The following is a 26,475-nucleotide window of genomic DNA, read 5'->3' as shown; positions in this document are numbered from 1 at the left end:
TCCAGCGCTGATGGTATTGCAAGGGTAGCCTTGTGAGAGAGTAGGTCACTGCCGAATATTATTATAATTATTAAAAAAATTAAAGATGTTGGGATGTCGCCAAGCGGTAAGGCACAGGACTTTGACTCCTGTATCGCTGGTTCGAATCCAGCCATCCCAGCCACTATAACAGTTAACAATATTAACTAATCTGGGTCCCCATCGTCTAGTGGCCTAGGATACCAGGTTTTCATCCTGGCGGCAGGGGTTCGAATCCCCTTGGGGATGCCATAATAGTATGCAAATCATTCACGAAAGGTTTTGTTTTCTAAAACCTGTAGGGATGCCATAATAGTATGCAGGTTATTCACGACAGGTTTTGTTTTCTAAAACCTAGAGGGTACTGTGTTTTAATTGTTGACAAGTAATATAAAAAGTGATATATTAATAATTGTTGTAGATAGATTGTTAATAAGTTAAATACTGTGGAGGGGTGCCCGAGTTGGCCAAAGGGAGCAGACTGTAAATCTGCCGGCGATGCCTTCAGAGGTTCAAATCCTCTCCCCTCCACCATTAAATGTGCGGAAATAGCTCAGTGGTAGAGCGTCTCGTTGCCAACGAGAAGGTCGCGAGTTCAAATCTCGTTTTCCGCTCCATTTTATTTTGAATCTTAGATTATTTTATTTCTTAATTAAGTGTTTATAATTATAGTTAAAAACTTGCAATTTTTAATTGTTGACAAGTAGTATAAAAAGTGATATATTAATAATTGTTGTAAGTAGATTGTTAATAAATTGAATACTGTGGAGGGGTGCCCGAGTTGGCCAAAGGGAGCAGACTGTAAATCTGCCGGCGATGCCTTCAGAGGTTCGAATCCTCTCCCCTCCACCATTAAATGTGCGGAAATAGCTCAGTGGTAGAGCGTCTCGTTGCCAACGAGAAGGTCGCGAGTTCAAATCTCGTTTTCCGCTCCATTTTATTTTGAATCTTAGACTATCATAATTGATAGTCTTTTTTTATTTATATATTTTTAATATTAATATATAAATATGTGTTAAATATTAATCAAAGTAATTTTATAATATTATAAAATTAGCAGTTACATAGTGTCTTGTGCAGGACTTTAGTTATTGATATTGAAATAATATATAGTTATTAACCTTAACTGATTGAAATTAAAGGTTATAGAATAATCAGGAGGTAGTTAATTTGAGTAAAGAAGGTAAGAATGATGATAAAAAAGTAAAAGTAATGATCTTTGGAGATGAGTATGTTATTAAAGCTGAAGAATCAGCAGAATATATTAAACAAGTTGCTCAATCTGTTAATGATGAAATAGAGAAAGTCAATAATCAGAATAATAGATTAAGTAGGATTAGAATTATGGTTTTATCCTCTTTACATTTGGCAGATAAGTATTATAAAGCAGAAGAGGAGAAGAAAACTATTAAAAATAAATTTAAAACGAGTAAAACAAAAGAGTATAGAAGAGATCAGCAGTATAAAGAGTTATCTAATGAACATAATAATTTAAAGAAAAAGTATGAAACATTACAAAAAAAGTATGATGCTATAAAGAAAGCACACAATAAGTTAGAGCAGAAATATACAGGCTTAAAAAAGGATTATTGTGAATTAGAAGAGGAGTATGATGCGTTCTTGACAGAATTTGGTAAGGAGGATTAAGAGTTGATGTCTGGGATTAATTTATTAGATTTTGGAATAATAGTTGTTCTTATAATTTCAATTTTACGAGGTTATCAGATAGGATTAATTAGGCAGGTTATTTCTATTATTGCTCTAATTATTGCTTTTTATATTGCTGCAACCCAATATCAATTAGTATCTGTTTATTTTACTGAAAATGTATCTTTAACAAAACCTATTGCTGATGTAATTTCTTTTGCTTTAATTACTATTGCATTTAGCGCTGTAATAAATATTATAGGTTACTTATTAAGTAAACTAACTGGACTTTTATTGCTTTCGATGTTAGATGGTCTTGGAGGATCTATTATAGGTTTGGCTAAAGGTTTTTTAGTAGTATACATATTATTAATCTTAATTAATCGTATGCCTTTTGCAACTATTGAAGATTCAATTCAAACTTCAATTTTTGCAGATAAGTTTTTAGCTTTAACTCCAGTCTTTGAAGAACAATTACAGGAATTTATAAATTAAAGTAGATAGAGGTGAAGTGATTATTAATGGATAATTTAAGGGTTGCTTGGATGTTAAAAGATATAGGAGATTTATTGAAACTTAAAGGTGCTAATTATTTTCATATTAAGTCCTATTATGATGTAAGCAAAGAAATTAAGAATTTAGATCAAAACATTAGAGAATTAGTAGATAGCGATAGATTGCAAGAAATTAAAGGAATTGGTGAAGGTTTAGCCATTACTATTGATGAAATTTTGGAAAGTGGAACTGCTACTAAATATGAGGAATTAAAATCGGAAATTCCAATAGGATTATTGGAGATATTAAATTTACCTGGATTAGGTCCTAAAAAGGTAAAACTTTTTTATGATGAATTAGCCATAGATAGTCTGGCTAAACTAAAAAAGGAAGCGGAAAATCGTAAGTTAAGAGAATTATCTGGAATTGGTGCTAAGACTGAATTTAAGATTTTAGAGGCTATTAAGAAAGCTGAAAAACGGAATGGAAAGGTTAATTTAGACTTAGCGACTACTTTAGCTCAAGAATTACTGGATATTTTTTCTAGATTTAATGAAGTTAATAAGATAGAAGTAGTAGGGAGTTTACGGCGAAAATCTGAATTAATTAGTGATATAGATTTATTAATAGCTACTGATAATCCACAATCGATTAGTCAAATAATAAAAGAATTATCCTTAATAAATAAAGTAATTACTGAATCTAATGAAAAGCTTATATTGATGAGCAAATTTGGTGTTGCTATTGATGTAACTTTTATTTCTGAATATGAATTCTTTACTACATTAACAGCTGCTACTGGAAATCAAAAGCATTTTGATATTTTATCTCAGATTGCAGTAGATAAGGGTTATAAATTACAGGCATCAGGTTTATATTCAATGAGTACAGGTGAGAAACAAGAGTTTAGTTCAGAAAAAGAAGTTTATGAAATTTTGGATTTACCTTATATTATTCCTGAAATTAGAACAGGTGATAAAGAGATTGAATTAGCATTAAGTGATGAATTACCAGAAAAATTAGAAGTTAGAGATATTAAGGGAGATTTGCACCTGCATACTCATTGGAGTGATGGTGGTAATACTATTGAAGAGATGGTAACTGCTTGTAAAGAGCTAGGTTATGAATACTTAGCTGTTTGTGATCATTCTAAGTCATTAGGAGTAGCTGGTGGCTTACAGATAGATGAATTAAAAAAACAGATTGATGAAATAGATAAGATTAATGAAGTCTTGAATGATTTTCGAGTCTTAAAAGGATGCGAAGTAGATATTTTAAATGATGGGCAATTAGACTATGATTCTAAACTATTATCAGAATTAGATATAGTGGTTGCTTCTATTCACTCAGGTTTCAATAATTCGAAGGAAGAGATGACTAATCGTATTTTAAGAGCTATGGAGCATAAAGAAGTCAATATTTTAGGTCATCCAACAGGTAGATTATTAGGGAAACGGGGTCCTTATGCTGTTGATATTGAAAAAGTAATAGAAAAGGCAGTAGAAACAGAGACGATTTTAGAGATTAATGCATCTCCACAAAGGTTAGATTTAAGTAGTGAACATTTACGTTTGGCAAAAGAAGCCGGAGCTAAAATAGTGATTAATACAGATGCTCATAATACTCAGCAGTTAGATAATATTAAATTTGGAGTTTACAATGCTAGAAAAGGTTGGATTGAACCTAAGGAAGTAATAAATACTTATTCATTAACTGAATTATTACAATTAATTAGGTAATTATAATTAAAAAGATATAATAATCCAAGGAGGCGTTTAATTATGAAGTTAAAAGAAATATATGAATTAGCAATTGAAACTGGAATTAAAGCTGATTTACGTGGTGAAGATAAAGTGCAAGAAGATTTGGATAGATTAAAAGAGAAGTATAACAAGATGGATGAGGATGAAAAAGAAGAGTTCGATACAGAAAAATTAGAGAATCCTTATTCTGACACACGAATATTATATGGAGATTCTGATAGGGAAGTAAATAAAATTTTAGTTGGAGTCGATATTGATGTAGGTGAAGTTTTAATTGCTGATAGATTAAATGAAAAAGGTGAGGGTGAAAAAGTAGATTTAGTAATGGCTCATCATCCAGAAGGAAAAGCGTTAGCAGCTTTATATCAGGTAATGCATATGCAAGAAGATATTTTGCATAAACATGGGGTGCCAATTAATGTTGCGGAAGGAATCATGGCAGAAAGAATTAGCGAAGTAGAACGTGGTATAATGCCACTAAATCATAATAAGGCTAGAGATGCAGCTAGAATTTTTGATATTCCTTTAATGTGTGTTCATACTCCAGCTGATAATTTAGTAACTAGCTTTTTACAAGAAAAGATTGATGAAAAAGATCCTGAAAGAGTAGAAGACGTAGTGAAATTATTAAAAGATATTCCAGAATATAAAGAAGCAGTTGGTGTAAAAGCTGGACCTAAAGTAGTTGTAGGAAGTGAAGAAAGACGTACTGGAAAAGTAGTAGTAGATATGACAGGTGGTACTGGAGGTTCTAAAGAGGCCTTTGAAAATTTATCTCAAGCCGGAGTAGGGACATTAGTATGTATGCATATTGGTGAAGAACATCGTGAGAAAGCAGAAGAGAATCATATTAATGTAATAATTGCTGGTCATATTGCTAGTGATTCTATAGGAATGAATCTTTTTCTTGATAAACTGCAGCAAAATGATATAGAAGTAGTTCCTTGTTCTGGTTTAATTAGAATTGAAAGATAATTACAGGAGGGATAGTAGGTTTTGAGAGAACATGTATTAGATATCTTAGAATTCGATAAGATTAAAGCACGACTAATTAAGCATAGTGCTTCTAAGCTAGGTAAAAAATTAATTGAACAACTTAAGCCAGTTAGGAATTTAGAATATATTCAAGAACGTCAAGCAGAAGTTACTGCTGCTAAGAAGATTTTGAATAGAGAGTCTGGGGTTCCATTAGGTGGAATTCAAGATGTTAGAGAATCATTAAAAAAAGTTAGTAAAGAGATAGTTTTAGATGGGAAGAGTTTATTTAATATAGCTATTACTTTAGAAAGTAGTCGTAAATTAAAAAAATACCTTCTTACCTTAGAAGATGAAGAAAATGAGTATGAAGATGTTGTTAAGTATGGAGTGCAGATTGAAAATTTTAAACCTTTGGAGCGGGATATTAAAAAGTCATTTGATAATCAAGGAAATGTTTTAGATAGTGCTAGCAATAAATTAAAGAATATACGAAGACAGATTACTAACCATAGTCAGAAAATTAAAGATAAGCTTAATTCTATTTTGAGTTCTCGGAAATATGAGAAGTTTATTCAGGATTCGTTAATAACTATTAGAGATAAAAGATATGTAATTCCTATTAAGAGTCAGTTTCAAAATAAGGTTTCAGGAATAGTTCATGACCAATCAGCAAGTCGTCAGACAGTCTTTATTGAACCTATGGCTGTTGTTAAGTTAAATAACAAATTACGAAGTTTAATGTCAGCAGAAGAGGAAGAAGTTTATCGGATATTGAAAGAAATGACATTAAAAGTTAAGGATGAATTAGAAAGGATTAAAGAAACATTAAAACGTGTAGCTTTTATAGATTTTATATTTACTAAAGCTAAGTATAGTCAACAAATAGATGGTTCAGAGCCTTTATTAAATCAAGACCAGTTTATTAACTTGCAAAAAGCAAGACATCCTCTAATTGAGCCAGAAGAGGTAGTGCCTATTGACATTCAATTAGGTGAAGAAGCCAGTACTTTAGTTATTACTGGTCCTAATACAGGAGGTAAGACTGTAACTTTAAAGACTGTAGGTTTACTTACTTTAATGGCACAGTCTGGATTACATATTCCAGCTTTATCTGGCTCAAAGTTAGCTATTTTCAACCAAATTTATGGTGATATAGGTGATGAACAGAGTATTGAACAGAATTTGAGTACTTTTTCCTCACATATGACTAGGATTATAGAAATTTTAGAATATGCTAAAGAGAATACTTTAGTTTTAATGGATGAGATAGGAGCAGGTACAGATCCTACTGAAGGTGCTGCTTTGGGAAAGGCTATTTTAGAAGAATTACATGAAAGAGCAGGAGTTGATACTATTGCTACTACCCATTATAGTCAGCTAAAAACATTTGCTTATCAAAAAGATGGGGTAGAAAATGCTTCAGTTGAATTTGATATTGAAACTTTACAGCCGACTTATAAATTACAAATGGGATTACCAGGACGTAGTAATGCTTTTGAAATTGCTAATAGATTAGGTTTAAATGATGAAATAATAGATAGTGCCCGTAATATGTTAAGTAAGGAAAAAGTTGAAGTTGATGAAATTATTCAAAATATAGAGGAGAGCAAGAAGAATATTGTAGAAAATGAAGAAGTAATAGAAAAGAAGGAAAGAGAGGTTGATGATTTAAAAGCAGAATATAATAGAAAACTTAAGAAACTTAAGAAATTAGAAAAAGAGATTAAAAGTGAAGCTTATTCTGAAGCTGAAGAGATTATTACTGAAGCAAAAGAAGATGCAAATAAAGTAATTGATGATTTTAAACAAAAAGTGGAAGTTGACCATAAAGATGTTGATAGAACTAAGAGTAAATTAGATAGATACCGTCATCAACTTAGTAATAAGCGAAAAGAAATGGAAGAAGGCTTAGAAGAAGAGGAGTTAGGTTTAGCACCTAAAGACTTACAAGTAGGTGATAAAGTCAGAATTAAAAATCTAAATAAAGAAGGTGAGGTTATTGAAATCTTACCTAATAAGAATGAAGCTTTGGTTCAAAGCGGTCCTATAAAGGTGAATATAAAAGTTAGTAGATTAGAGAAAATTAAAGAAGGAGCTAAAAAAGATAAGTTTGTAAATAGAAATAATTCAGTTAATAAGATTAGAGGTAAGAAGTCAAGACAGATTTCTCCTAAGTTAGATCTAAGAGGATTACGGGCTGTAGAAGCCAAAGGAAAGTTAGATAAATATTTAGATGATGCTTATTTAGCAGGTGTGTCAGAAGCAGAAATTATTCATGGAAAAGGAACAGGTGTCTTACGCGAAGTAGTTCATGATTTATTAGAGGAACATCCTCAAATAGAAGATTATAGAATAGGGAATGAGAATGAAGGTGGTTTAGGCGTAACCATAGTAAAGCTGTAGTTTAAATAAAAAATAGACAGACTGTGAATTCACAGTCTGTCTATTTTTTATTCTTTTATTGTTTATTCATCATATCAAAGAACTCCCAGAACTTATCTTTAATTTTATCTGTTTGTTCTTGAATCTTATCTTGGAGTCCTCCTTCATGAAGACTACATTCTTCCTCAGGCATTCTCTCGTAGATATAGTTTCCAGCTTCATCACGAGTTGGAACCCCAGTTTCTTCATCTACTAATTTTATAGGAACTCCATTTTCATCTACTCTTATATGAGTATCTCGTTGATAAGTGTAAGTTGATACATCTTCAGACGGACAACCGCTTGTAGCTAGTTGACCAGTTGAATTATCAACTTTAACTTCAATAGTAGGTTTGTGTAAGTTGCCTACTTTAGTTGGTTCTGTACCTTTAATAAAAAATTCTTCCCTAATACTATCTTCAGGGCAGTATTCATTTGGTAGTAATCCACTTTCAACACAGATTTTTTTAGTAATTATATTATTTGGTCGCTTAAAGTCTTTAACTGGTTTAGACTTAATAGCACTGCGCATATAATCTCCCCACAATCTAGCTGTTTCAGCACTGGAGACAATTTCAGTTTTTGGTTCACCTGTTTTATCTTTAACAACTTCTCCGTTATCATTATAAACTTTATATTCCATTTTTGCTGGAGCGTCTTCTCCAATCCAGATACTAGTAGTTAAATCAGGGGTATATCCTACAAACCAGGCATCAGTATAATTAGAAGTAGTACCTGTCTTACCAGCAGCAGGTCTACCTAAATTAGCTCTCCAGCCGGTTCCCCAAACTAATGGCCCTCGAGAAAGAACTGATCTTAACATATCAGTAACCAAATATGCTACATCTTCTGAAAGAATAATCTTTTGTTCTGGGTCGTTTTCAAATAAGACATTTCCTCTACTATCTACTACCTTTAAGATAGAAATAGGATTTACCTTAATTCCTTGATTAGCTAAAACTCCATAAGCAGAAGCCATCTCTAGAGGAGTAGTACCTTTAGTTAATCCGCCTAAAGCTAAGGCAAGGTTATTATCATTCTTTCTGCCTCGTTCTACAAGGCTGGAAATTCCCATTTTTTTAGTAAGTTTAATAGTATCTTTAATCCCTACTTTATCTAATAACTTTACTGCCATAACATTAATCGATTTAGCAAGACCGATCCGTAAAGTAGTTGGTCCTAGATATTTATCATCATAATTTTTAGGAATCCAAACATCTTCCTCATCTTTGCCAACTTTATATGCTTCAGGAATATCATCAATTACTGATCCAGGAGAATAACCTTTTTCAATAGCAGAAGCATATACAAAAGGTTTAAAAGCTGAACCTGGTTGACGGTAGGCTTGAGTAACTCGATTATATTTATTGTCATCACCGCGACCACCGACCATAACTTTAATATGGCCATTTTGTGGATTAATAGTTGTTAAAGCGATTTGAGGTTGTTTAAGTCCGTAACCTTTTTCTTTTTTAACTGTTGGTATATAACTATTAAAAGCTTTATCAATAGCTTGTTCTGCTTTCATTTGTAGATTATAGTCTAATGTTGTGTAGACTTTTAATCCACTATTATATACAGCTTGAGCTCCATACATATCAATTAATTTATCTCGAATATGACGAACAAAATAAGGGGCTATTTCTTTCTTATTGATTAAACCTTTGTTAGGCCTGATTGGTTGATCTTTAGTCTTTTTAGCTTTTGTTTCGGATATGAATCCGTACTTAGCCATTTGGTTTAATATAATATTCCTTCTTCTCTTAGATGCTTTAGGATCTTCATAAGGTGAATAATGATTAGGTGCTTTTGGCAGCCCTGCTATTAAAGCGCTTTCAGCTAAATTTAAATTTGAAACATCTTTATTAAAATAATACTTAGCAGCAGTTTGGACACCATAAACACTATGACCTAGATAGATTTCATTCAAATAAAATTCTAAGATTTCCTTTTTAGTATACATTCGTTCAAATTGAATAGCTAAATAAGCTTCTTGAATTTTACGATAAATGGTACGTTCATGAGTTAAAAGAGCATTTTTAGCTAATTGTTGAGTTAAAGTACTACCACCTTGAATAATTCCTCCACCTTTAATATCAACCCAAAGAGCTCTAGCAATAGCCCAAGGGTCAACTCCGTAATGTTCATAAAAGCGGTTATCTTCAATAGCTACTATAGCATTTTGTAGATTTTTTGGGATCTTTGATATAGGAACATAATCTCGGTTCTCTTGATAGAGTCGAGTTAATAATTTTCCATCTTCAGAATAAATCATAGTGGCTTCACTAGGTTTCCAACGACCATAATTAGATATATCTGGTGCTTCTTTAATAATCCAAGCTATGGAACCGACCATGGCGCCTGATATGATAGCAATTATTAATATAATAACGATAATAGATATCTTCTTAAAATTAGAATTTTTATTACTCATTATTCTTGGATCCTCCTTTTATCATCTATTATAACATAAATAAAAAAATATATATAGTATAAGATATAATGAAAATTTTAGCATGGTGTATTAGTATCATTTATTGATATTCTAATTTGGTTATGTTATAATATTATAGCATATTTGTAATTGATAGTTAAAATTATTATTATATAGATTTTTATTAGGAGGCAATTAGAATATGAGTATTAATATTGAAGAACAGTTAAGAGTTATTAAACGTGGTGTTGCAGAATTAATTTCTGAGGATGAATTAAAAAAGAAGTTAAAGCAAGTTAAAAAAGAAGACAGGCCTTTAAAAGTAAAGTTAGGATTAGATCCTACAGCACCAGATATTCACTTGGGGCATACAGTTGTACTACAAAAATTAAAGCAGTTCCAAGACTTAGGTCATGAAGTGATATTACTTATTGGAGATTTTACAGCACGGATTGGAGATCCAACTGGCAAGTCAAAGACTAGACCACAGTTAAGTGAAAAAGATATTAAGGAGAATGCTAGAACTTATAAAGAACAGATCTTTAAAGTTTTAGATCCAGATAAGACAAGATTGGTATTTAATAGTGAATGGTTAGGGGAGATGGACTTTACAGATGTAATTAATCTATCTGCTAATTATACAGTAGCTAGAATGTTAGAAAGAGAAGACTTTTCACAAAGGTATAAAAATAATCAACCAATTAGTATTCATGAATTCTTTTATCCATTAATGCAAGGATATGATTCAGTAGCAATTAAAGCAGATGTCGAGCTAGGAGGAACAGACCAAAAGTTTAATCTATTAGTAGGTCGTACTTTACAGAAAGAATATGGACAGGAATCTCAGGTAATAATTATGATGCCGATTTTAGAAGGGTTAGATGGAGTTAAGAAAATGAGTAAGAGTTTAGATAATTATATTGGGATTGATGACACTCCTAATGATATGTACGGGAAAGTGATGTCAATTCCTGATGAATTATTAGCACGTTATTTTGAACTGTTAACAGATATTTCCTTAGATGAATTAGAAGAAATTAAATCAGGACTTGAAAATGGTGATATCCATCCAATGAAGGCTAAGAAAAAATTAGCTAGAACAATTGTTATTAAATATTATGATTCCGATATGGCTGATAAAGCTGCTGAAGAGTTTGAAAGAGTCTTTAAGGAAGGTGAAAATCCTGAAGATATGCCTGAGGTAAAGATCTCTAGTAGTGAGTTAGAAGACGGTCAATTATGGATTGTAAAATTAGTAGCTGCTACTGGATTAGTAGATAGTAATAGTCAAGCTAGGCGTATGATTAAACAAGGTGCTGTTAGAATAGATGATAAGAAATATGATAAAATTAATATAGATATAGATATTGAAGATGGAATGATAGTTAGAGTAGGTAAAAGAAGATTTGCTCGAATAGCTTTGAATTAAATAGAATATAATAATGCACATAACCACTTCTTAACACATAGACTGTTAAGAGGTGGTTATTTTGAATATTACGTTAAAAAGATTATTAGTTACGATATTAATTGTGACTATTCTATTAAGTAGTTTAATAGTCTTTTTAGTAGAATTTGCCTTAAGACCTATTTTATATGAGATTGCTGAACTTAAAGCTTCAAGTTTAGTAACCGAAGCAATTAATCGGGCTGTATATCAAAAATCAACTCAGCTTAATTATGATGATTTAGTTAGGACTAAGACTGATCATCAGGGAAATATTATATTTATGCAGCCTAATCTTCATAAAATAAATCAAGTTTCTTCACAGATTTCTTTACAAATTCAAGAATCTTTACAAAAAATTAAAAAACATAGAGTTCAATTACCAGTTGCTCAGATGTTTGGGATTCAAGTTTTAGCTAATTACGGCCCTAAATTAAATGCTCAAATTGTACCTCATGGCTCATTAAAGACTGATATAGTTGATTACTTTCAACCAGCTGGTATTAATCAGACACGACATAAAATTGATTTAGAAGTGACTACTAGTACTAGAGTAGTAGTACCATTTATAAGTGAAGATATTAAAGTTCAGACTACTATTCCTTTAACTGAGGCAATAATAGTAGGTAGAGTACCAGAAGTTTATGTTGGTTTAGATCAAGGATTAATTAGTAAAGAAAAATAAAAGAAAAGAAATGATTAAGCGGTTTAGCTATAGCTAAGCCGCTTTCCAATTTTTAAAACTATTTATGTGTGTATAAAAAAGAAGTTCAGGATATAATAACAGATACATTAGTTTGGAAATTAGATTATTAGGTAAGGAGGCTGAGTATGTATAAGGGTCACGAAATTATAGATTTGCCAGTTATTAATTTACAAACTGGTAAAGAAGTGGGGAGTGTTGAAGATATCACTTTTGATCCTGAAACTAAAAGTATTACTGGGTTAATAATTGATGGAGGAAGTTGGTTGCAAGGAAAACAGATGATCCCTTATGATGAGTTACATAGCATAGGGGAAGATGCTGTTACTATTGAAGATGAATCAGCAGTAACTAAAAGAGATAAGAATAAAGAATGTTTAAATGGCGCTGCGGGAAGTGTAATTGGCATTAGAGTTGTAACGAATGATGGGAAAGAATTAGGAAATATTGAAGACATTATTTTAGATCCTATTAATGGACAGCTTGATGCTTATGAGCTTACTGATGGTTTAGTTCAAGATATACTGGAAGGGCGAGGATTGCTAAATATTTCTAATGATTTAAAATATGGTGAAGATGTAGTAATCGTTTCAAATTTAGATGATTATCAACAAATAAATAATAGAGAGGAGCAGTTAAAATGAGTATTTTAAGTAAAAGATTTTGGAAAGGAATGGCTGTAGGAGGGATTAGCACATTACTAATAATGGGTATTATAAATGATGTAACTTCTAAAGCAATGAAAGATTCAAATAATGGCTCTCAAAATACAGAAAATAATTTATTTGATAGTCTTGTTCAACAATTAGATAAAAGCTCAGGAAAGTCAGGGGTTTTAAGAGAGGTTAGTGATGGTAATAATAAGCAAACAGAGGTTAATGCATTTAATGAAAAAAAGAAGAATAATCAAAGTAATGGCAGAGAAGATAATGAAAAGTTAATGAAAAAACTTAATTTAATTCAAGAAAGGATGCAGAATTTAAGCCCTGATGATGAATCTTAATAAATTAGGAGTTGATTACCACTGGAAGATAAAGATGTTAAACAAGAAAAAAAGGCATTATTATTATTAATATTAATTGGATTTATCTATTTTTTATATTTATTTAGAATTGTTTTATTACCATTCATTTTGGCTATTTTAATAGTTTATTTAGTAGAACCATTCATTGATTGGTTGGTAAATAAAGGAGTATCACGGAATTTAGCATTAGGCTTAATTCTTATTCTTTTAATTAGTGGAATTTTTATAATTGGTTTTTTTGCTGTGCCACCATTACTTGAAGAGTTAAATACTTTAGCTCAAAGACTGCCTGACTATGGTATAAAAATTCAAGAGATAATTGATAGAATTAATTATAAATATGATAATATTAATCTTCCTCCTACTATTCGTACAATTATTGATAATACTATTAATAGGATTCAAACAGTCATTCTTAGGTTTGTAGAAAAGACTACTGCTGTAATCATTGGAGTTTTATCTAGATTTTTTAGCTTAGTTATGGCTCCAATTTTAGCTTTTTATATGTTAAAGGATATAGAGATGCTTAAGAAAAATTTTTGGTGTTTAATTCCTAAAAAGAATAGAAAAGAAGCTAAACAGTTATTTAAAAAAATAGATGAAGTTTTATTAGGATATGTAAAAGGGCAATTATTAGTTTCGTTATTTGTAGGGTTATTATCAATTACAGGTCTTTATATTTTGAAAGTTAAATTTTATTTAATCATTGGTATTTTTGCTGGTATCATGAATTTAATTCCTTATTTAGGTTCAATTTTTGGAGTACTACCTGCGATTTTTATTGTATCATTTAAATCTATGAAAGCGGTTTTAGGTGTATTGATTCTCTTCACAATTATTCAACAATTAGAAGGAAGTGTTATTTCTCCGAAGATTGTTGGGGATAAAGTAGGTTTGCATCCTATTATTATTATTTTTTCTTTGTTGGTAGGAGGAGAATTATTGGGCATCATTGGCATGTTATTAGCAGTACCTACCGCAGGAGTAATTAAAGTAATTATTAATCATTTTGTTAGTCTAGTAATATAATAAATAGATAGAGGTGAATGTTGACAATATAAGCCTTTTTTAGTATTATATAAATTAAGTATATATAATTTAATAGATGTAAGAGTTTTAACGGTTATGGATGATATATAAGGAGGAAGATTGATTATGACAATGACAAGCAAGGAGATTCGCCAGAAATTTTTAGAGTACTTTGAAAGCAAAGAACATTTAATCTTACCAAGTGCTCCTTTAGTTCCTAAAGATGATCCTACATTACTATGGATTAATGCTGGAATGGCTCCGTTTAAGTCTTATTTTGATGGACGAGCTACTCCACCTAATACTAGAGTATCTAATTCTCAAAAATGTATCCGGACCAATGATATTGAAAATGTGGGAAATACGGCTAGACATCATACATTATTTGAGATGTTAGGAAATTTTTCTTTTGGAGATTACTTTAAAGAAGAGGCTATAAAATGGAGTTATGAATTCTTAACTGAGGAAATGAAATTAGATTCCAGTAAATTTTGGATTTCGATTTATAAAGATGATGAAGAAGCTTTTGATATTTGGGTTAATCAGATCGGAATTCCTAAAGAGAGAGTAGTTAGAATGGGTAAGGATGAAAATTTTTGGGAGATTGGTACTGGACCTTGTGGTCCATGTTCTGAAATTCATTATGATATGGGGGCAGATTTTGGTTGTAGCGATGATTGTAAATTTGGTTGTGAGTGTGATCGCTACAGAGAAGTATGGAATTTAGTTTTTACTCAATATGACCTAACTGATGATGGAGAATATAATCCACTACCCAATAAGAATATAGATACGGGAATGGGATTAGAAAGACTTGCTTCAATAGTACAAGGTGTAGATACTAATTATGAAACAGATTTATTCCAACCGATTACTAATTTCATTGGTGAGCATACAGAATTTGATTATCAGGAAAATGATGATATAACTATGGCTTATCGAGTGATTGCTGATCATATTCGTGGAGTTACATTTGCGATAGGAGATGGAGTCTTACCATCTAATGAAGGTAGAGGTTATGTTATTCGTAGAATCTTAAGAAGAGCAGTTCGTTATGCAAAAAAATTAAATTTAAAAGTTCCTTTCTTACATAAAATTGTACCAGTAATAGTAGATATAATGGGAGATGTTTATCCAGAGATTACTGAGAAGGAGGAACAGATTAAGAAAGTAATAAAGAATGAAGCAATTAGATTCCAAGAGACATTAGATCAAGGAATTCAAATTTTAGAAGAACTAATTGAGGAGTTAGACCAAAATAATCAAGAAATTATACCAGGTGATAAAGTATTTACTCTTTATGATACATATGGATTTCCTAAAGAGTTAACAGAGGAGATTGCAAAAGAACGCGGATATAAGATAGATGAGGCTGGATTTGAATCGGCTATGGCTGAACAGAGGGCTAGGGCAAGAGCAGCGCGGGAGGATCATGAGCAAGACCATGCAGAGACTAAATTATTTAAAGAAATTAGAAATGAAATAAATAAGCCAGAATTTGTAGGTTATACAATGATGGAAAGTAAAGCAGATGTTTTAAAAATAGTAATAGATAATAAAATGGTAAATAGCTTAAAAGCAGGTGAAGAGGGATTAGTAATCTTATCTAAGACTCCTTTTTATGCAGAAAGTGGTGGACAGATAGGAGATCAAGGAGCTCTATTAGGAGATGAATTAACAGCTACTGTAGTTGACACCCAAGAGAAAGCTGAATTAATCATTCATCAAGTAGTAGTAGAAGAAGGAGAATTAGCTTTAGGTACTGAATTAACTGCTAGGGTAAAATCTCAGCGACGAAAAGATATTAGACGAAATCACACTGCTACTCACCTTGTACATGAAGCTTTAAGAGAGACATTAGGGGAGCATGTAGAACAGTCAGGTTCTTTAGTAGAACCTAATCGTTTAAGATTTGATTTTACTCATTTTGAAGCTATTACTGATGAAGAATTAAGAGAAATTGAAGAAAAAGTAAATCAGCAAGTTATGAATAATTTAGAAGTAGAAGTATTAGAAACTACTCTTGAAGAAGCTAAAGAGTTAGGAGCTACAGCTCTTTTTAGTGAAAAATATAGTGAAAATGTAAGGGTAGTTAGGATAGGAGATTATAGTTTAGAATTATGTGGAGGTACTCATGTAGCTGCAACAGGAGAAATCAGCCTTTGTAAAATTGTAAATGAGAGTGGGATTGCAGCTGGAGTTAGGAGAATTGAAGCTGTAACAGGAGAATATGCTATTGATTACATAAATCACAGAGAAAATATACTTAAAGAGGTAGCTACTAAATTAAAAACAAACCCAGATAATCTTATAGAGCGTACAGAGAAATTACAGACTGAAATTAAAGAATTAGAAGGAGAGATTACTGCTTTAAAAGATAAACTGGCTAATTCTCAAGTAGATGATTTAATTTCTAATCAAGAAGAGATTAATGATATTAATGTAATTTTAGAAAAGGTTGAAGGTATGGATGCAGATGGTTTAAGGACTATGGGAGATAATATGAAAACAGAGATTGAATCAGGAGTTATTCTATTAGCTTCTAATTTAGGAGAGAAAGTACTTTTTGTAAGTATAGTAACTCAAGATTTAGTGAATCAAGGCTTTAATGCCGGACAAATTATTGGTGAAGTAGCTAGAGTAGCTGGTGGAGGCGGTGGAGGTCGTCCAGACATGGCACAAGCTGGTGGGAGCCAACCTGAAAAGTTAGATGATGCTTTTGAAAAGGCGCGTGAAATAATAGCTGGTAATTAAATTATTAGGATATAAATTATAAATGATTTTAAGGTGGGAGATATAATGAGTAAAAATGATCGGACTATGATGTTTAAAGTAAAAAAAGAAGATATTAAAGAGGTTTCTGAAGTTTTAGCTGAAGTTTATGAAGCTTTAGCAGAAAAAGGATATAATCCTATTAATCAAATTGTAGGTTATATTTTATCTGGGGACCCGGCTTATATTACTAGTTATCAGAATGCTAGAAGTAAGATTCGAAGGTTTGATAGGGATGAAATTATTGAAGAATTAGTCCGTTCTTATTTAGAGGAGAGGGAAACCGATTAATATTGATATTGGAGTGGATTAGGATGCTAAAGAAGGTTTTCCTATTATTGATTTTATTTTGTTTATTAGGTTCTATGACTGCTTATAGTAATGAGTCTGATAATAACTTTGTATTATTTATTATAGATCAGGTTAGTTTTAAAGAAATTTTGGAGACTCCAACTCCTAATATAGATTATTTAATTAAAAATGGTTCAATAGGTTTAATGAATAGTCGAACTAGTGGTAGTTTAACTCCACCTGATACATATTTGACTATTGGTGCTGGTCGTAGAGCCAATACTGGTGTAGTTGCAAATTACACCTTCAATGTAGATTCTCAATTTTATGGGAAAAGTGTTAATAACGTATATCAAGCTTTGACTGGTAATAAATTAAGTGGAGAAGAAGTAGTTAATATTAGATTTTCAGAGATAATTAAAGATAGCGAATCCGGAGAATATAATGCTCAACCAGGTCTTTTAGGTAAAAAATTAGGTGAAGCAGGAGTGTCGATAGCAGTTGTTGGGAATAGTGATTATCAGAACCAGACTTTGGAACATAAATTAGGTAGAACCATAGGCTTAGTTGGAATTAATCCCAAAGGTAGTATTGGGTTAGGGGATATTGGTCAAAAAAACTTAGTTAGTACTGACCAATATCCTTTTGGTTTTTTAACTAACCAACGATATATAATGAATAAGTTTAATGAATATAAATCTAAAGCTAAACTTATTATAGTTGAATCAGGGGATACTGCGAGAGTAGAATCGGTTCGTTCAGCATTGTTGATTAAACGATTTATCCAATTAAAAAAAGAAACTATACAAAGGGCAGATGAACTATTAGGTAAAGTATTAAATAAAATTAATTTACAAAAAGATCAAATTATGATAGCTACTCCAACGCCTTCTGATAGAGCTCAGAAAGAAGGTAGAAAGTTAACCTTAACCATTTTAGCTGGGAAAGGAGTTGATAGAGGGCTTTTAACTTCATCTACTACTAAACGTTCAGGAATTATTGCTAATGTAGATATAGCTCCTACTATTTTAGACTCCTTAAATGTAAAGAATAAACCGATTCAAATGATAGGTAATCCTATTTACACTATTAGTACATCGCGAGCTTTAATTAATTTAAAAAGATTGAATGACCAGATTATTAAAACATTTACTTGGAGACCAACTCTAATTAAGGGGTTTATTTTATTACAGATAATTATTTTGATTTTAGCTGCTATAATAATTTTATTTAAAAATAGAATCCCTGATTTTTTAAAAAATTTAGTAGAGTACTTTTTAATAGTTTTATTGGTTATTCCATTATTTCTATTATTATCTAAATACTTCATTTCTTTTAGCCTTTATTCAGCTATAGGGTTATTTCTTCTTTTAAGTTTAGGAATAGTTTATTTACTAAAAAGAGTAGTAGCTCATGAAATAGATACTGTCCTAATTATACTTAATCTTATTTCTGGTTTATTAATTTATGATCTTTGGAATGAGGCAGGATTAATTAAGAGGTCTGTTTTAGGATATTCACCGGTAATTGGAGCTAGATTTTATGGAATTGGAAATGAATTTATGGGATTATTGATTGGAACAGTCTTAATTGGAATTACTGGATTATTTGACCGATTTCCTAAGTGGAGCAAGTGGAAAGATTTCATATTACCACTATTATTTATATTAGTAATTCTCACTATTGGTCACCCTAAAATAGGAGCTAATTTTGGAGGGTTATTAACTTCTTTAGCTGCTTTTACCTTTACATATGTTTTGATTAAGGGATATCAATTTAATGTAAAGCAGATATTATTTATAATAATTTTAGTAGGAGTTGCTATTGGAGGTTTAGTTATATATGACACTATAGCATCTAATCGAAGTACTACTCATATTGGAAGAACAGTTTTATTAATTAAGAATGGTGGTTTTTCAGAATTTATACGTATTATTCATAGAAAAGTGAGTATGAATTTAAAATTGTTACAATGGACCATTTGGACCAAAGTTATATTATCATTCATTTTTATTTTAGCTATTCTATTTAAATATCCTGCTGGAGTAGTTAGACAGATTATTGATGATTATTCATTTTTACGTTATGGTTTCAGTGGAGTAATCTGTGGTAGTATAGTTACTATGTTAGTTAATGATTCTGGAGTAGTGGCTACGGCTACCTTATTATTGCCTGCAGTAGTTACATTTGTATATTTAGTAATTAGACGCTTTGAACTATAATATTTAGTTCCTTGATATAAAAAGAATAAGGATAGATGGCCAGAGGGGAGTATGATGGAGGTATATGAGAATATTAGGATTGGACCTTGGAGATAAAAGGATAGGTGTAGCAGTTAGTGATGCTTTAGGATTAACTGCTCAAGGAAAAAAGGTTATCAAGAATACTTCACTAGATGACGTAATAACAGAATTAAAGTCCTTAATTGAGGAGTATACTATTGATAAGATCGTTGTAGGACTACCTAAAAATATGAATGGAACATTAGGTCCAAGAGCTGAAAAGACTTTAGTATTTATAGATTCATTAAAAGAAAAGATAGATCTACCAATTATTACTTGGGATGAAAGATTGTCAACAGCTGCTGCAGAAAGAACTTTAATAGAGGCAGATATTAGTAGAAGAAAAAGAAAAAAAGTAATTGATAAGATGGCAGCAGTGGTCATTTTACAGAACTATTTAGATGGTCAATAGAAATTCCAAAAATATAAACTGAGGTGATATGAATTATGGCTGAAGAGGGAAAGATTAATAAGTTTAATTTGGAAGAAGGAGTTGCTGTTTTAGAAGAGGTTGATGGCACAGAGATTAAATTTTCAATTGAAGATGAATTGGAGATTGAAGGAAATCAATACTTTATTCTAGTTAGGGAAGATGAACTAGATTTAGGAGAAGGTTATGCTCTTAAGTTAACAACGGATGATTCAGGGACAGAAGTATTACTGCCTATTGATAATGAAGAAGAATTAGCAAAAGTTCAAAATGAAATTGAGAGATTATACCAGTAACTAATTCTTTTATAGTTATAGGTATAAAGCCCCCTTCAAATGTAAATAATATAATTACAATCTAATTTAGAGGGGGGCTTTATATGTTGCTAGCAGAGTGCTTTTTAGACAGTCGTTACTTTCGAATAGAGAGTACTACTCATGCTCTCCAGAGAATGAAAGAACGAGCAATTGAAAGCGATGTAGTGACAGGGATTATTCTTAGTTTAGGTGACAAATTGCTGAATTATAATAATTCTGGTGATGAAATAGCAATTGTGGACCAAGAGAATAATCTGGCTGTAATAATTGAAGTGAGAGAATGTAAGGCAGTAGTAATTACAGTGATTGACAGGGCTAATATACATATTAAGGATGGTACATTATTAGAAGAGATTGCTTAAAAATCACTTAAGAATACAGAGAGTTATTTAACTCTCTGTATTCTTTTTTATTTATAGATACCTATCTTTTAATTTGCCAAATGAGATGGAATTGTTTATAATAGGTAAAGAATATTCCTAATGTATCGAGGGTAAAAGAGAGGATGGGAAGTTTGCTAAAAATTAACTCGCACAAAAGACATAATTCAGTCGCTGTAATTGTTATGGTCATTTTTATTCTTTTTTTAGCGAGTATTTCTTATTGGCAAGAAATAACGGGTCCGATTGATAAAAGTGAATTTAATCATTATCAAATTAGAGTAAAACCAGGCTTTAGTAGTAATCAAGTGGCTAATCTTTTAGATAAAAAAGGGTTAATAAGAGATCCATTACTATTTAAAATAATGGCTAAGGTTAAGGGAGTAGAAGCTAAATTACAGACAGGGTACTATAAGTTAGACACTAGCATGTCCATTAATCAAATGCTTGATAAATTAAGTAAAGGTAAAGTCATTATGTATCAATTTTCTATTCCAGAAGGTTTTACAATAGAAGAAATTGCTCAACGAGTAGCTGGGCAGTTTGAATTTAGTGCAGATGAATTTTTAATTACTATGAAAAATTTAGAGATTAAAAATTATCCTTTTTTAAAAGATGTAACAGAAGAGGTAAATTTAAATAATCGTAATTATCTATTAGAAGGATATCTTTTTCCAGAAACTTATCGGATTGCCAAAGGAGCTGAAGTAAAGGTAATTATTAATCAGATGTTAAATGAGTTTAAAGATAAATTGAATCAGAATTTAATATCTAAGATAAAAAAGAGTGATTATAATTTGGATCAAATAATTACTATTGCTTCGTTAATAGAAGCAGAAGCTAAATATGATTCAGAAAGAAGATTAGTTTCAAGTGTAATCTATAATCGGTTGGAAATTGGAATGCCTTTACAAATTGATGCAACAATCCAATATATTATACCAGGGCATAAAGATAAGATATTATATAGTGACTTAACTTTAAAATCACCTTATAATATTTATCAGAACTTAGGTTTGCCACCAGGCCCTATTAATAATCCTGGTTTAGCCTCAATTAAAGCTGCACTTAATCCTGCTGATACGGATTACTTATATTACTTTGCTTTAGATAACGGGGAGCATAAATTTAGTGAAACATATCGGCAGCATATAAGACTACAGAATGAATTAAAATATTAATTTTAGTGTTAATTATTTAAATGAATTATTCAATAGTTTAAAGAGATACTAATTAAAAAGTTAAGGGGTTTAAGTGTTATAAATATTAATAATGTTATTGGGAAGTGAAAATTATGAGTAAAAACATTTTAACTGAGCATATGCAAAAGTATATGGAGGAAATCACATCAAAGCGTAGTGGAGATTTAAAACGGTTAGAAGAAGAGGCCTTAGCTCGAAACATCCCTATAGTTGAGCCTGAGATAGGTGAGTTTTTATCTTTATTAGTTTCTATTCATCAATCAGAAAATATATTAGAATTAGGTACAGCTACAGGTTATTCTACTTTATGGTTAGCTAAGGCTAATCAAGCTAATATAGTAACTATTGAATTAAAAGAACGTGATGCTAAAGTAGCTAGAAAGAATTTTAAAGAGTTAGGTTTAGAAGATAGAGTTGAATTATTAGTAGGAGATGCGATAGAGATAATGCCTACTTTAGAGAAAGAGTTTGACTTAATTTTCATTGATGCTGCTAAAGGTCAATATATGAATTATTTAGAACACTCTTTAGAGTTAGTTGCTGATGGAGGAATAATTGTAGCAGATAATATTTTATTTAAGGGTATGGTTAGTACTGATGAACTAATGCACCCTAGGTATGATACATTAACTTATCGATTACGAGAATATATAAAAGCAGTAATGAATCATTCAAAATTAGATTCATCTATATTACCATTAGGTGATGGACTAGCAGTTAGTTTAAAAAAATAAGGGGGAATAGCGATGAAAATCCCTGAATTATTAGCACCGGCAGGGAACTTAGAAAAGTTAAAGATAGCAGTTTTATATGGAGCAGATGCAGTTTATCTTGGTGGTCAATCATATAGTTTGCGAAAAGCTGCTAATAATTTTACTATAAATGAATTAAAAACAGGTTTATGTTTTGCTCATAAAAGAGGAGTTAAGGTTTATGTGACTATTAATATGATTCCTCACAATGATGATTTATCAGGTCTACCAGAATACATAAAAGAATTAGAAAAATTAGGGATAGATGCAGTAATTGTGGCTGATCCTGGTGTTTTAAGTATTGTCCAGGATGTTGCTCCAAGATTGGAAGTTCATTTAAGTACACAGGCTAATAATGTTAATTGGAAAAGTGTTAAATTTTGGGGAGAACAAGGTGTACAAAGAGTTATTTTAGCTAGAGAATTGAGTCTAGATGAAATTGAAGAGATTAATCAACGAGTAGAGGTTAATACTGAAGCATTTATACATGGAGCTATGTGTATATCATATTCAGGGAGATGTTTATTAAGTAATTATATGATTAATAGAGACGCTAATAGAGGGGAATGTGCTCATTCTTGTCGCTGGAAATATACTTTGATGGAGCAAGAAAGACCAGGAGAATATTATCCTGTCTATGAAGATGATCAAGGGACATATATTTTTAACTCTAAAGATTTATGTATGATAGAGCATATTCCTGAGTTGATGACTACAGGTTTATCTAGCTTAAAGATAGAAGGTCGGATGAAAAGTCTTCATTATGTAGCAACTGTAACTAGAACTTATCGACAAGCATTAGACGAATGGGCTAAAGGTCCTGATAATTATCAATTTAATGAAGAGTGGTTGGTTGAATTAAAAAAGATTAGTCACCGTCATTATACTAAAGGGTTTTATTTTGGACGGCCAGGTCATAAAGAACAGAATTATGATTCATCTGCTTACTATAGAGGATTCGATTTTATGGGGATTGTTCAAGAATATTTACCGGAGACTAATGAAGCAGTAATTGAAGTTAGAAATAAATTTTTTGTTAATGATGTTATAGAAATTTTTGGCCCTAAGACTGAAACGTTTATTGAAGAAATAGAATATATTAAAGATGAAGAAGGAGAGTTTATTCCAGATGCACCTCATCCACATCAGTTAATTACGGTTAAGGTTAAGAATCCAGTGCAGAAATATGATTTAGTAAGAAGGGAGAAAAAAGATTAGGATATGGACACACTTACTATTAAAATTGAAGTTAAAAAATCAGAGATGGCTTTTGTAGATAAAATTTTAAAGGCCTATGAAGGATTAACTATGGTTACTATTATTGGTGGAGAAGAAGGATTAATGGAGCTAGGAGTACCACCTAGTAATAAAGGAGATGTTTTAAAAATCTTGGATGATTTAGCAACTAAAGTACAATTGGAGATTATTAATATAGAAAAATAATATTGTACAGGCACAATCTTTTAAGCCTTCCCATATAAATATAAGTAGAGTATTAATAATATGGGGGTGGTGGCTTAAAAGTGATAATAGGTTTTTTATTTGAACTGAGTAATAGTTTGTTAGATGGGATCATGGTTTTGGTCTCGTATATTACCAATAATAATGTTTTTCCTCATCCTTTAGACCCTGAGGATGAAAGTGAATGTTTAGAAAGATTATCTAAAGGAGAAGACGAAGCGAAAAGAACTTTAATTGAGCATAATTTACGTTTAGTAGCACATATAGTAAAAAAATTTGATAATACTAATGAAGATATTGATGATTTAATTTCTATTGGGTCTATTGGTTTAATTAAAGCTATAAATACTTATGACCCTTCTAAAAATGTGAAATTAGCCACTTATGCTTCACGGTGTATTGAAAATGAAATTTTAATGCATTTTAGACAGAATAAAAAGACTAGAAGAGAAGTATTATTACATGAGCCAATTGGGGCTGATAAAGAAGGAAATGAAATTGCTCTAATTGATATTTTAGGTACAGATTTTGATGCAGTACCTAGTGAAGTAGAATTCACTCTAGATAGAGAGCGGCTATATAAAAAGTTAAATGAATTAACCGAAAGAGAGAAGAAAGTTGTTAAAATGAGATATGGTTTAAATAATGCTAAAAAATTTACTCAACGAGAGATTGCTAGTAGACTTGGTATTTCTCGTTCATATGTATCTAGAATAGAAAAGAAAGCTTTAGAAAAATTATATAAAATTTTTTATCAAGAAGGTTAAATTTTAACCTTCTTTCTTTTTATTTATGACAATAATTCAATTTTTTGAATAAAATTTCATCTTTTTGGTAAACGTATTTATGATATCTCTTAATCTTACTTGAAATTTGTGTAAAATGTGTTATAATCTATACTGTATAACTATATTCTATTGGGGTATGAATAGAGGTAGATAAGATGGGATTAGAGAAAATCATTAGAAATTTACTTTGTCCTGATCTACATCATAATAATATTTATGAAGTTGATTTAGAGTATCTAAAAAGTATAGGAATTGAAGGTTTAATTTGTGATTTAGATAATACTCTATTAGCTTGGAATAATAAAATAATTAGGCCTGAAATAGAAGAATGGATCTTTAAAGTTAAAGAAGCTGGAATTTCTGTTTGCATTCTATCAAATAGTTTACAGTATAGAGTTAGTAAAGTATCAAATTGTTTAGATTTACCAGCTATTTCTAAGGCTTTTAAACCTAGAAAAAGAGCATTTAAGCTAGCAATGAATATACTAGAAGTAAATCCAGAAAAGATTGCTGTAATCGGGGATCAATTGTTTACAGATATTTATGGTGGAAATAGATTAGATTTATTAACTATTTTAGTAGAGCCGATTGCAAAGAAGGAATTAATAAGTACTAAATTGATTAGAATAATAGAAAGAAAAGTTAAAAAATATTTAAAAGAAAACCAATTTATTTAGAAGGAGGCTGAAAGTGAAATGAAGATGAGAACACTTTCAAGATATCATAAATTATTAATATTTTTAATAATTATTCTATTAGTGTCAATATTCATTGAAAAAGAAGGAGTAAAGGCTAGCAGTAATTATGATTCTGTACTAGGAGCAAGAAGTTTAAGATATGGTGATGAAGGAGTAGATGTGGCTGGGTTACAGATTCAATTAAGAGTTTTAGGATATTATGATGGTGGTATAGATGGTCTTTTTGGGAAAGAAACAGTAAAAGCTATCAAAAAGTTTCAAAGCGAAATAAATTTAAAGCCTGATGGAATTGTTGGACAAAAAACTTTTAATTCTTTAGAAATTAATAATTATTTTCTGCAGAATAACTTTTCTAAAAAACAAGTAATGACCCTAGCTAGTGCTATTAATGGAGAAGCTAGGGGAGAATCTTATAGAGGTCAGGTAGCTGTAGGAGCAGTTATTTTAAATAGAGTAGATAGTGATAAATTTCCAAATAGTATTGAAGGAGTTATTTATGACGAAAGACAATTTACTTCTGTAGCAGATGGGCAGATTAAGTTATCTCCTACTGAGACATCTATTAAAGCCGCTGAAGCTGCTTTAATGGGATACGACCCAACTAGTCGTGCTTTATTCTTTTATAATCCTAAAATTGCAACAAAGGTTAAATGGATTTCTTCACGTCCAGTAGTTGTTAAAATCGATAATCATGTTTTTGCTGATTAAAAGGACCTAATTATTAGGTCCTTTTTATTTAATGATAATAACTGACATATATCAGACTTGCAGAAATACTAATTTAATATTACAATATATATAGTTACTTTGTATTTTTTATGATTAATTAATATTGCTTCATTGTAAAATTAACTTGAACTAATAAAAAATTAATAAAAAAATGCCCATAGTGGACCAAACTGTAATATAATTAAATCACCACAAAATAAAAACATTACAGGAGGGTGCACACTATGGACTACTTAAATAATACACCAAAATCTCGAAAAAATAAACACCTAAATGCTTATGAGCGTGGTCAAATTGCATTATTACATTCCGAAGGAATGTCTGCTTATGCTATTGCAAAACGCTTAGGTAGAGCTTCTAATACGATTAGAAACGAGTTAAAGCGTGGCACAGTTTCTCAAATTAAAGGTAATA

The 26,475-nt window shown here is 30.9% G+C and carries 25 protein-coding genes and 6 tRNA genes; 30 read left to right on the top strand and 1 reads right to left on the bottom strand.

Going from position 1 to position 26,475, the window contains the following annotated elements; translation table 11 throughout:
* Window positions 1-89 precede the first annotated feature (89 nt).
* The 11 genes from B5D41_RS12750 (at window position 90) to B5D41_RS12700 (ending at window position 7,304) form a co-directional block, all read left to right on the top strand.
* Window positions 90-163: transfer RNA gene (locus B5D41_RS12750), tRNA-Gln, on the top strand.
* Between the two features lie 31 nt (window positions 164-194).
* A tRNA-Glu gene (locus B5D41_RS12745) sits at window positions 195-270 on the top strand.
* 196 nt (window positions 271-466) lie between these two features.
* Window positions 467-552 (top strand) — tRNA-Tyr (locus B5D41_RS12740).
* 8 nt (window positions 553-560) lie between these two features.
* Window positions 561-635: transfer RNA gene (locus B5D41_RS12735), tRNA-Gly, on the top strand.
* 149 nt (window positions 636-784) lie between these two features.
* Window positions 785-870, top strand: a tRNA-Tyr gene (locus B5D41_RS12730).
* An 8-nt stretch (window positions 871-878) separates the two neighbouring features.
* Window positions 879-953, top strand: a tRNA-Gly gene (locus tag B5D41_RS12725).
* A gap of 235 nt (window positions 954-1,188) precedes the next feature.
* Entirely contained in the window at window positions 1,189-1,665 is a 477-nt protein-coding gene (locus tag B5D41_RS12720; protein WP_078811024.1) for a cell division protein ZapA, read from the top strand.
* A 6-nt stretch (window positions 1,666-1,671) separates the two neighbouring features.
* Entirely contained in the window at window positions 1,672-2,160 is a 489-nt protein-coding gene (locus B5D41_RS12715) for a CvpA family protein (RefSeq protein ID WP_078811023.1), read from the top strand.
* Window positions 2,161-2,186: 26 nt separating this feature from the next.
* Complete coding sequence (gene polX / locus B5D41_RS12710; protein WP_078811022.1) at window positions 2,187-3,899, top strand: DNA polymerase/3'-5' exonuclease PolX; 1,713 nt, start codon at window positions 2,187-2,189, stop codon at window positions 3,897-3,899.
* Between the two features lie 42 nt (window positions 3,900-3,941).
* On the top strand, window positions 3,942-4,898 hold the full coding sequence (locus B5D41_RS12705; protein ID WP_078811021.1) for a Nif3-like dinuclear metal center hexameric protein: 957 nt from the start codon (window positions 3,942-3,944) through the stop codon (window positions 4,896-4,898).
* 21 nt (window positions 4,899-4,919) lie between these two features.
* Window positions 4,920-7,304 (top strand): endonuclease MutS2, encoded by a 2,385-nt coding sequence (locus tag B5D41_RS12700; protein ID WP_078811020.1) that lies wholly within the window; start codon window positions 4,920-4,922, stop codon window positions 7,302-7,304.
* Window positions 7,305-7,359: 55 nt separating this feature from the next.
* Here B5D41_RS12700 and B5D41_RS12695 read toward each other — a convergent pair whose 3' ends face one another.
* Window positions 7,360-9,756, bottom strand: a complete 2,397-nt coding sequence (locus B5D41_RS12695; RefSeq protein ID WP_078811019.1) for a penicillin-binding protein 1A — start codon at window positions 9,754-9,756, stop codon at window positions 7,360-7,362.
* A gap of 202 nt (window positions 9,757-9,958) precedes the next feature.
* Between B5D41_RS12695 and tyrS the strand changes: the two genes are divergently transcribed.
* The 19 genes from tyrS to B5D41_RS12600 all read left to right on the top strand — a co-directional run.
* Window positions 9,959-11,185, top strand: coding sequence for a tyrosine--tRNA ligase (gene tyrS, locus B5D41_RS12690; protein ID WP_078811018.1), 1,227 nt, complete (start codon window positions 9,959-9,961; stop codon window positions 11,183-11,185).
* Between the two features lie 61 nt (window positions 11,186-11,246).
* Window positions 11,247-11,888, top strand: coding sequence for a sporulation protein YunB (yunB, locus tag B5D41_RS12685; protein WP_159442964.1), 642 nt, complete (start codon window positions 11,247-11,249; stop codon window positions 11,886-11,888).
* A gap of 146 nt (window positions 11,889-12,034) precedes the next feature.
* The gene (locus B5D41_RS12680; RefSeq protein WP_078811016.1) at window positions 12,035-12,550 is read left to right on the top strand and encodes a PRC-barrel domain-containing protein; all 516 of its coding nucleotides are present in this window, start codon (window positions 12,035-12,037) and stop codon (window positions 12,548-12,550) included.
* Window positions 12,547-12,909 (top strand): hypothetical protein, encoded by a 363-nt coding sequence (locus B5D41_RS12675; protein WP_078811015.1) that lies wholly within the window; start codon window positions 12,547-12,549, stop codon window positions 12,907-12,909. Before B5D41_RS12680 ends, B5D41_RS12675 begins: the two co-directional genes overlap by 4 nt.
* A gap of 21 nt (window positions 12,910-12,930) precedes the next feature.
* Complete coding sequence (locus tag B5D41_RS12670; RefSeq protein WP_078811014.1) at window positions 12,931-13,959, top strand: AI-2E family transporter; 1,029 nt, start codon at window positions 12,931-12,933, stop codon at window positions 13,957-13,959.
* A 126-nt stretch (window positions 13,960-14,085) separates the two neighbouring features.
* Complete coding sequence (alaS, locus tag B5D41_RS12665; RefSeq protein WP_078811013.1) at window positions 14,086-16,713, top strand: alanine--tRNA ligase; 2,628 nt, start codon at window positions 14,086-14,088, stop codon at window positions 16,711-16,713.
* A 45-nt stretch (window positions 16,714-16,758) separates the two neighbouring features.
* A complete protein-coding gene (locus tag B5D41_RS12660; RefSeq protein ID WP_078811012.1) occupies window positions 16,759-17,022 on the top strand; it encodes an IreB family regulatory phosphoprotein in 264 nt (87 codons plus the stop codon).
* A 23-nt stretch (window positions 17,023-17,045) separates the two neighbouring features.
* The gene (locus tag B5D41_RS12655; RefSeq protein ID WP_078811011.1) at window positions 17,046-19,244 is read left to right on the top strand and encodes a hypothetical protein; all 2,199 of its coding nucleotides are present in this window, start codon (window positions 17,046-17,048) and stop codon (window positions 19,242-19,244) included.
* A 64-nt stretch (window positions 19,245-19,308) separates the two neighbouring features.
* A complete protein-coding gene (ruvX, locus tag B5D41_RS12650; RefSeq protein WP_078811010.1) occupies window positions 19,309-19,716 on the top strand; it encodes a Holliday junction resolvase RuvX in 408 nt (135 codons plus the stop codon).
* Window positions 19,717-19,751: 35 nt separating this feature from the next.
* The gene (locus tag B5D41_RS12645; RefSeq protein WP_078811009.1) at window positions 19,752-20,030 is read left to right on the top strand and encodes a DUF1292 domain-containing protein; all 279 of its coding nucleotides are present in this window, start codon (window positions 19,752-19,754) and stop codon (window positions 20,028-20,030) included.
* An 83-nt stretch (window positions 20,031-20,113) separates the two neighbouring features.
* Entirely contained in the window at window positions 20,114-20,413 is a 300-nt protein-coding gene (locus B5D41_RS12640) for a DUF4258 domain-containing protein (protein ID WP_078811008.1), read from the top strand.
* Between the two features lie 143 nt (window positions 20,414-20,556).
* Complete coding sequence (gene mltG / locus B5D41_RS12635; RefSeq protein ID WP_078811007.1) at window positions 20,557-21,612, top strand: endolytic transglycosylase MltG; 1,056 nt, start codon at window positions 20,557-20,559, stop codon at window positions 21,610-21,612.
* A 113-nt stretch (window positions 21,613-21,725) separates the two neighbouring features.
* Window positions 21,726-22,367, top strand: coding sequence for an O-methyltransferase (locus B5D41_RS12630; protein ID WP_078811006.1), 642 nt, complete (start codon window positions 21,726-21,728; stop codon window positions 22,365-22,367).
* A 12-nt stretch (window positions 22,368-22,379) separates the two neighbouring features.
* Entirely contained in the window at window positions 22,380-23,603 is a 1,224-nt protein-coding gene (locus B5D41_RS12625) for a peptidase U32 family protein (RefSeq protein WP_078811005.1), read from the top strand.
* Between the two features lie 3 nt (window positions 23,604-23,606).
* On the top strand, window positions 23,607-23,828 hold the full coding sequence (locus tag B5D41_RS12620; RefSeq protein ID WP_078811004.1) for a DUF4911 domain-containing protein: 222 nt from the start codon (window positions 23,607-23,609) through the stop codon (window positions 23,826-23,828).
* 83 nt (window positions 23,829-23,911) lie between these two features.
* Window positions 23,912-24,613 carry an RNA polymerase sporulation sigma factor SigK gene (gene sigK, locus B5D41_RS12615; protein WP_407695269.1) on the top strand — a complete coding sequence of 234 codons (702 nt, stop codon included), beginning with the start codon at window positions 23,912-23,914 and terminating at the stop codon, window positions 24,611-24,613.
* Between the two features lie 176 nt (window positions 24,614-24,789).
* Entirely contained in the window at window positions 24,790-25,311 is a 522-nt protein-coding gene (locus B5D41_RS12610; protein WP_078811002.1) for a YqeG family HAD IIIA-type phosphatase, read from the top strand.
* A gap of 18 nt (window positions 25,312-25,329) precedes the next feature.
* On the top strand, window positions 25,330-26,040 hold the full coding sequence (locus tag B5D41_RS12605) for a cell wall hydrolase (RefSeq protein WP_234983960.1): 711 nt from the start codon (window positions 25,330-25,332) through the stop codon (window positions 26,038-26,040).
* A gap of 245 nt (window positions 26,041-26,285) precedes the next feature.
* The coding region (locus B5D41_RS12600; protein WP_143555723.1) for a helix-turn-helix domain-containing protein at window positions 26,286-26,475 on the top strand (190 nt) is incomplete at its 3' end.

The sequence above is a fragment of the Selenihalanaerobacter shriftii genome (assembly GCF_900167185.1).
GTDB lineage: Bacteria > Bacillota > Halanaerobiia > Halobacteroidales > Acetohalobiaceae > Selenihalanaerobacter > Selenihalanaerobacter shriftii.
This window is presented reverse-complemented; position numbering and strand designations above follow the sequence as displayed.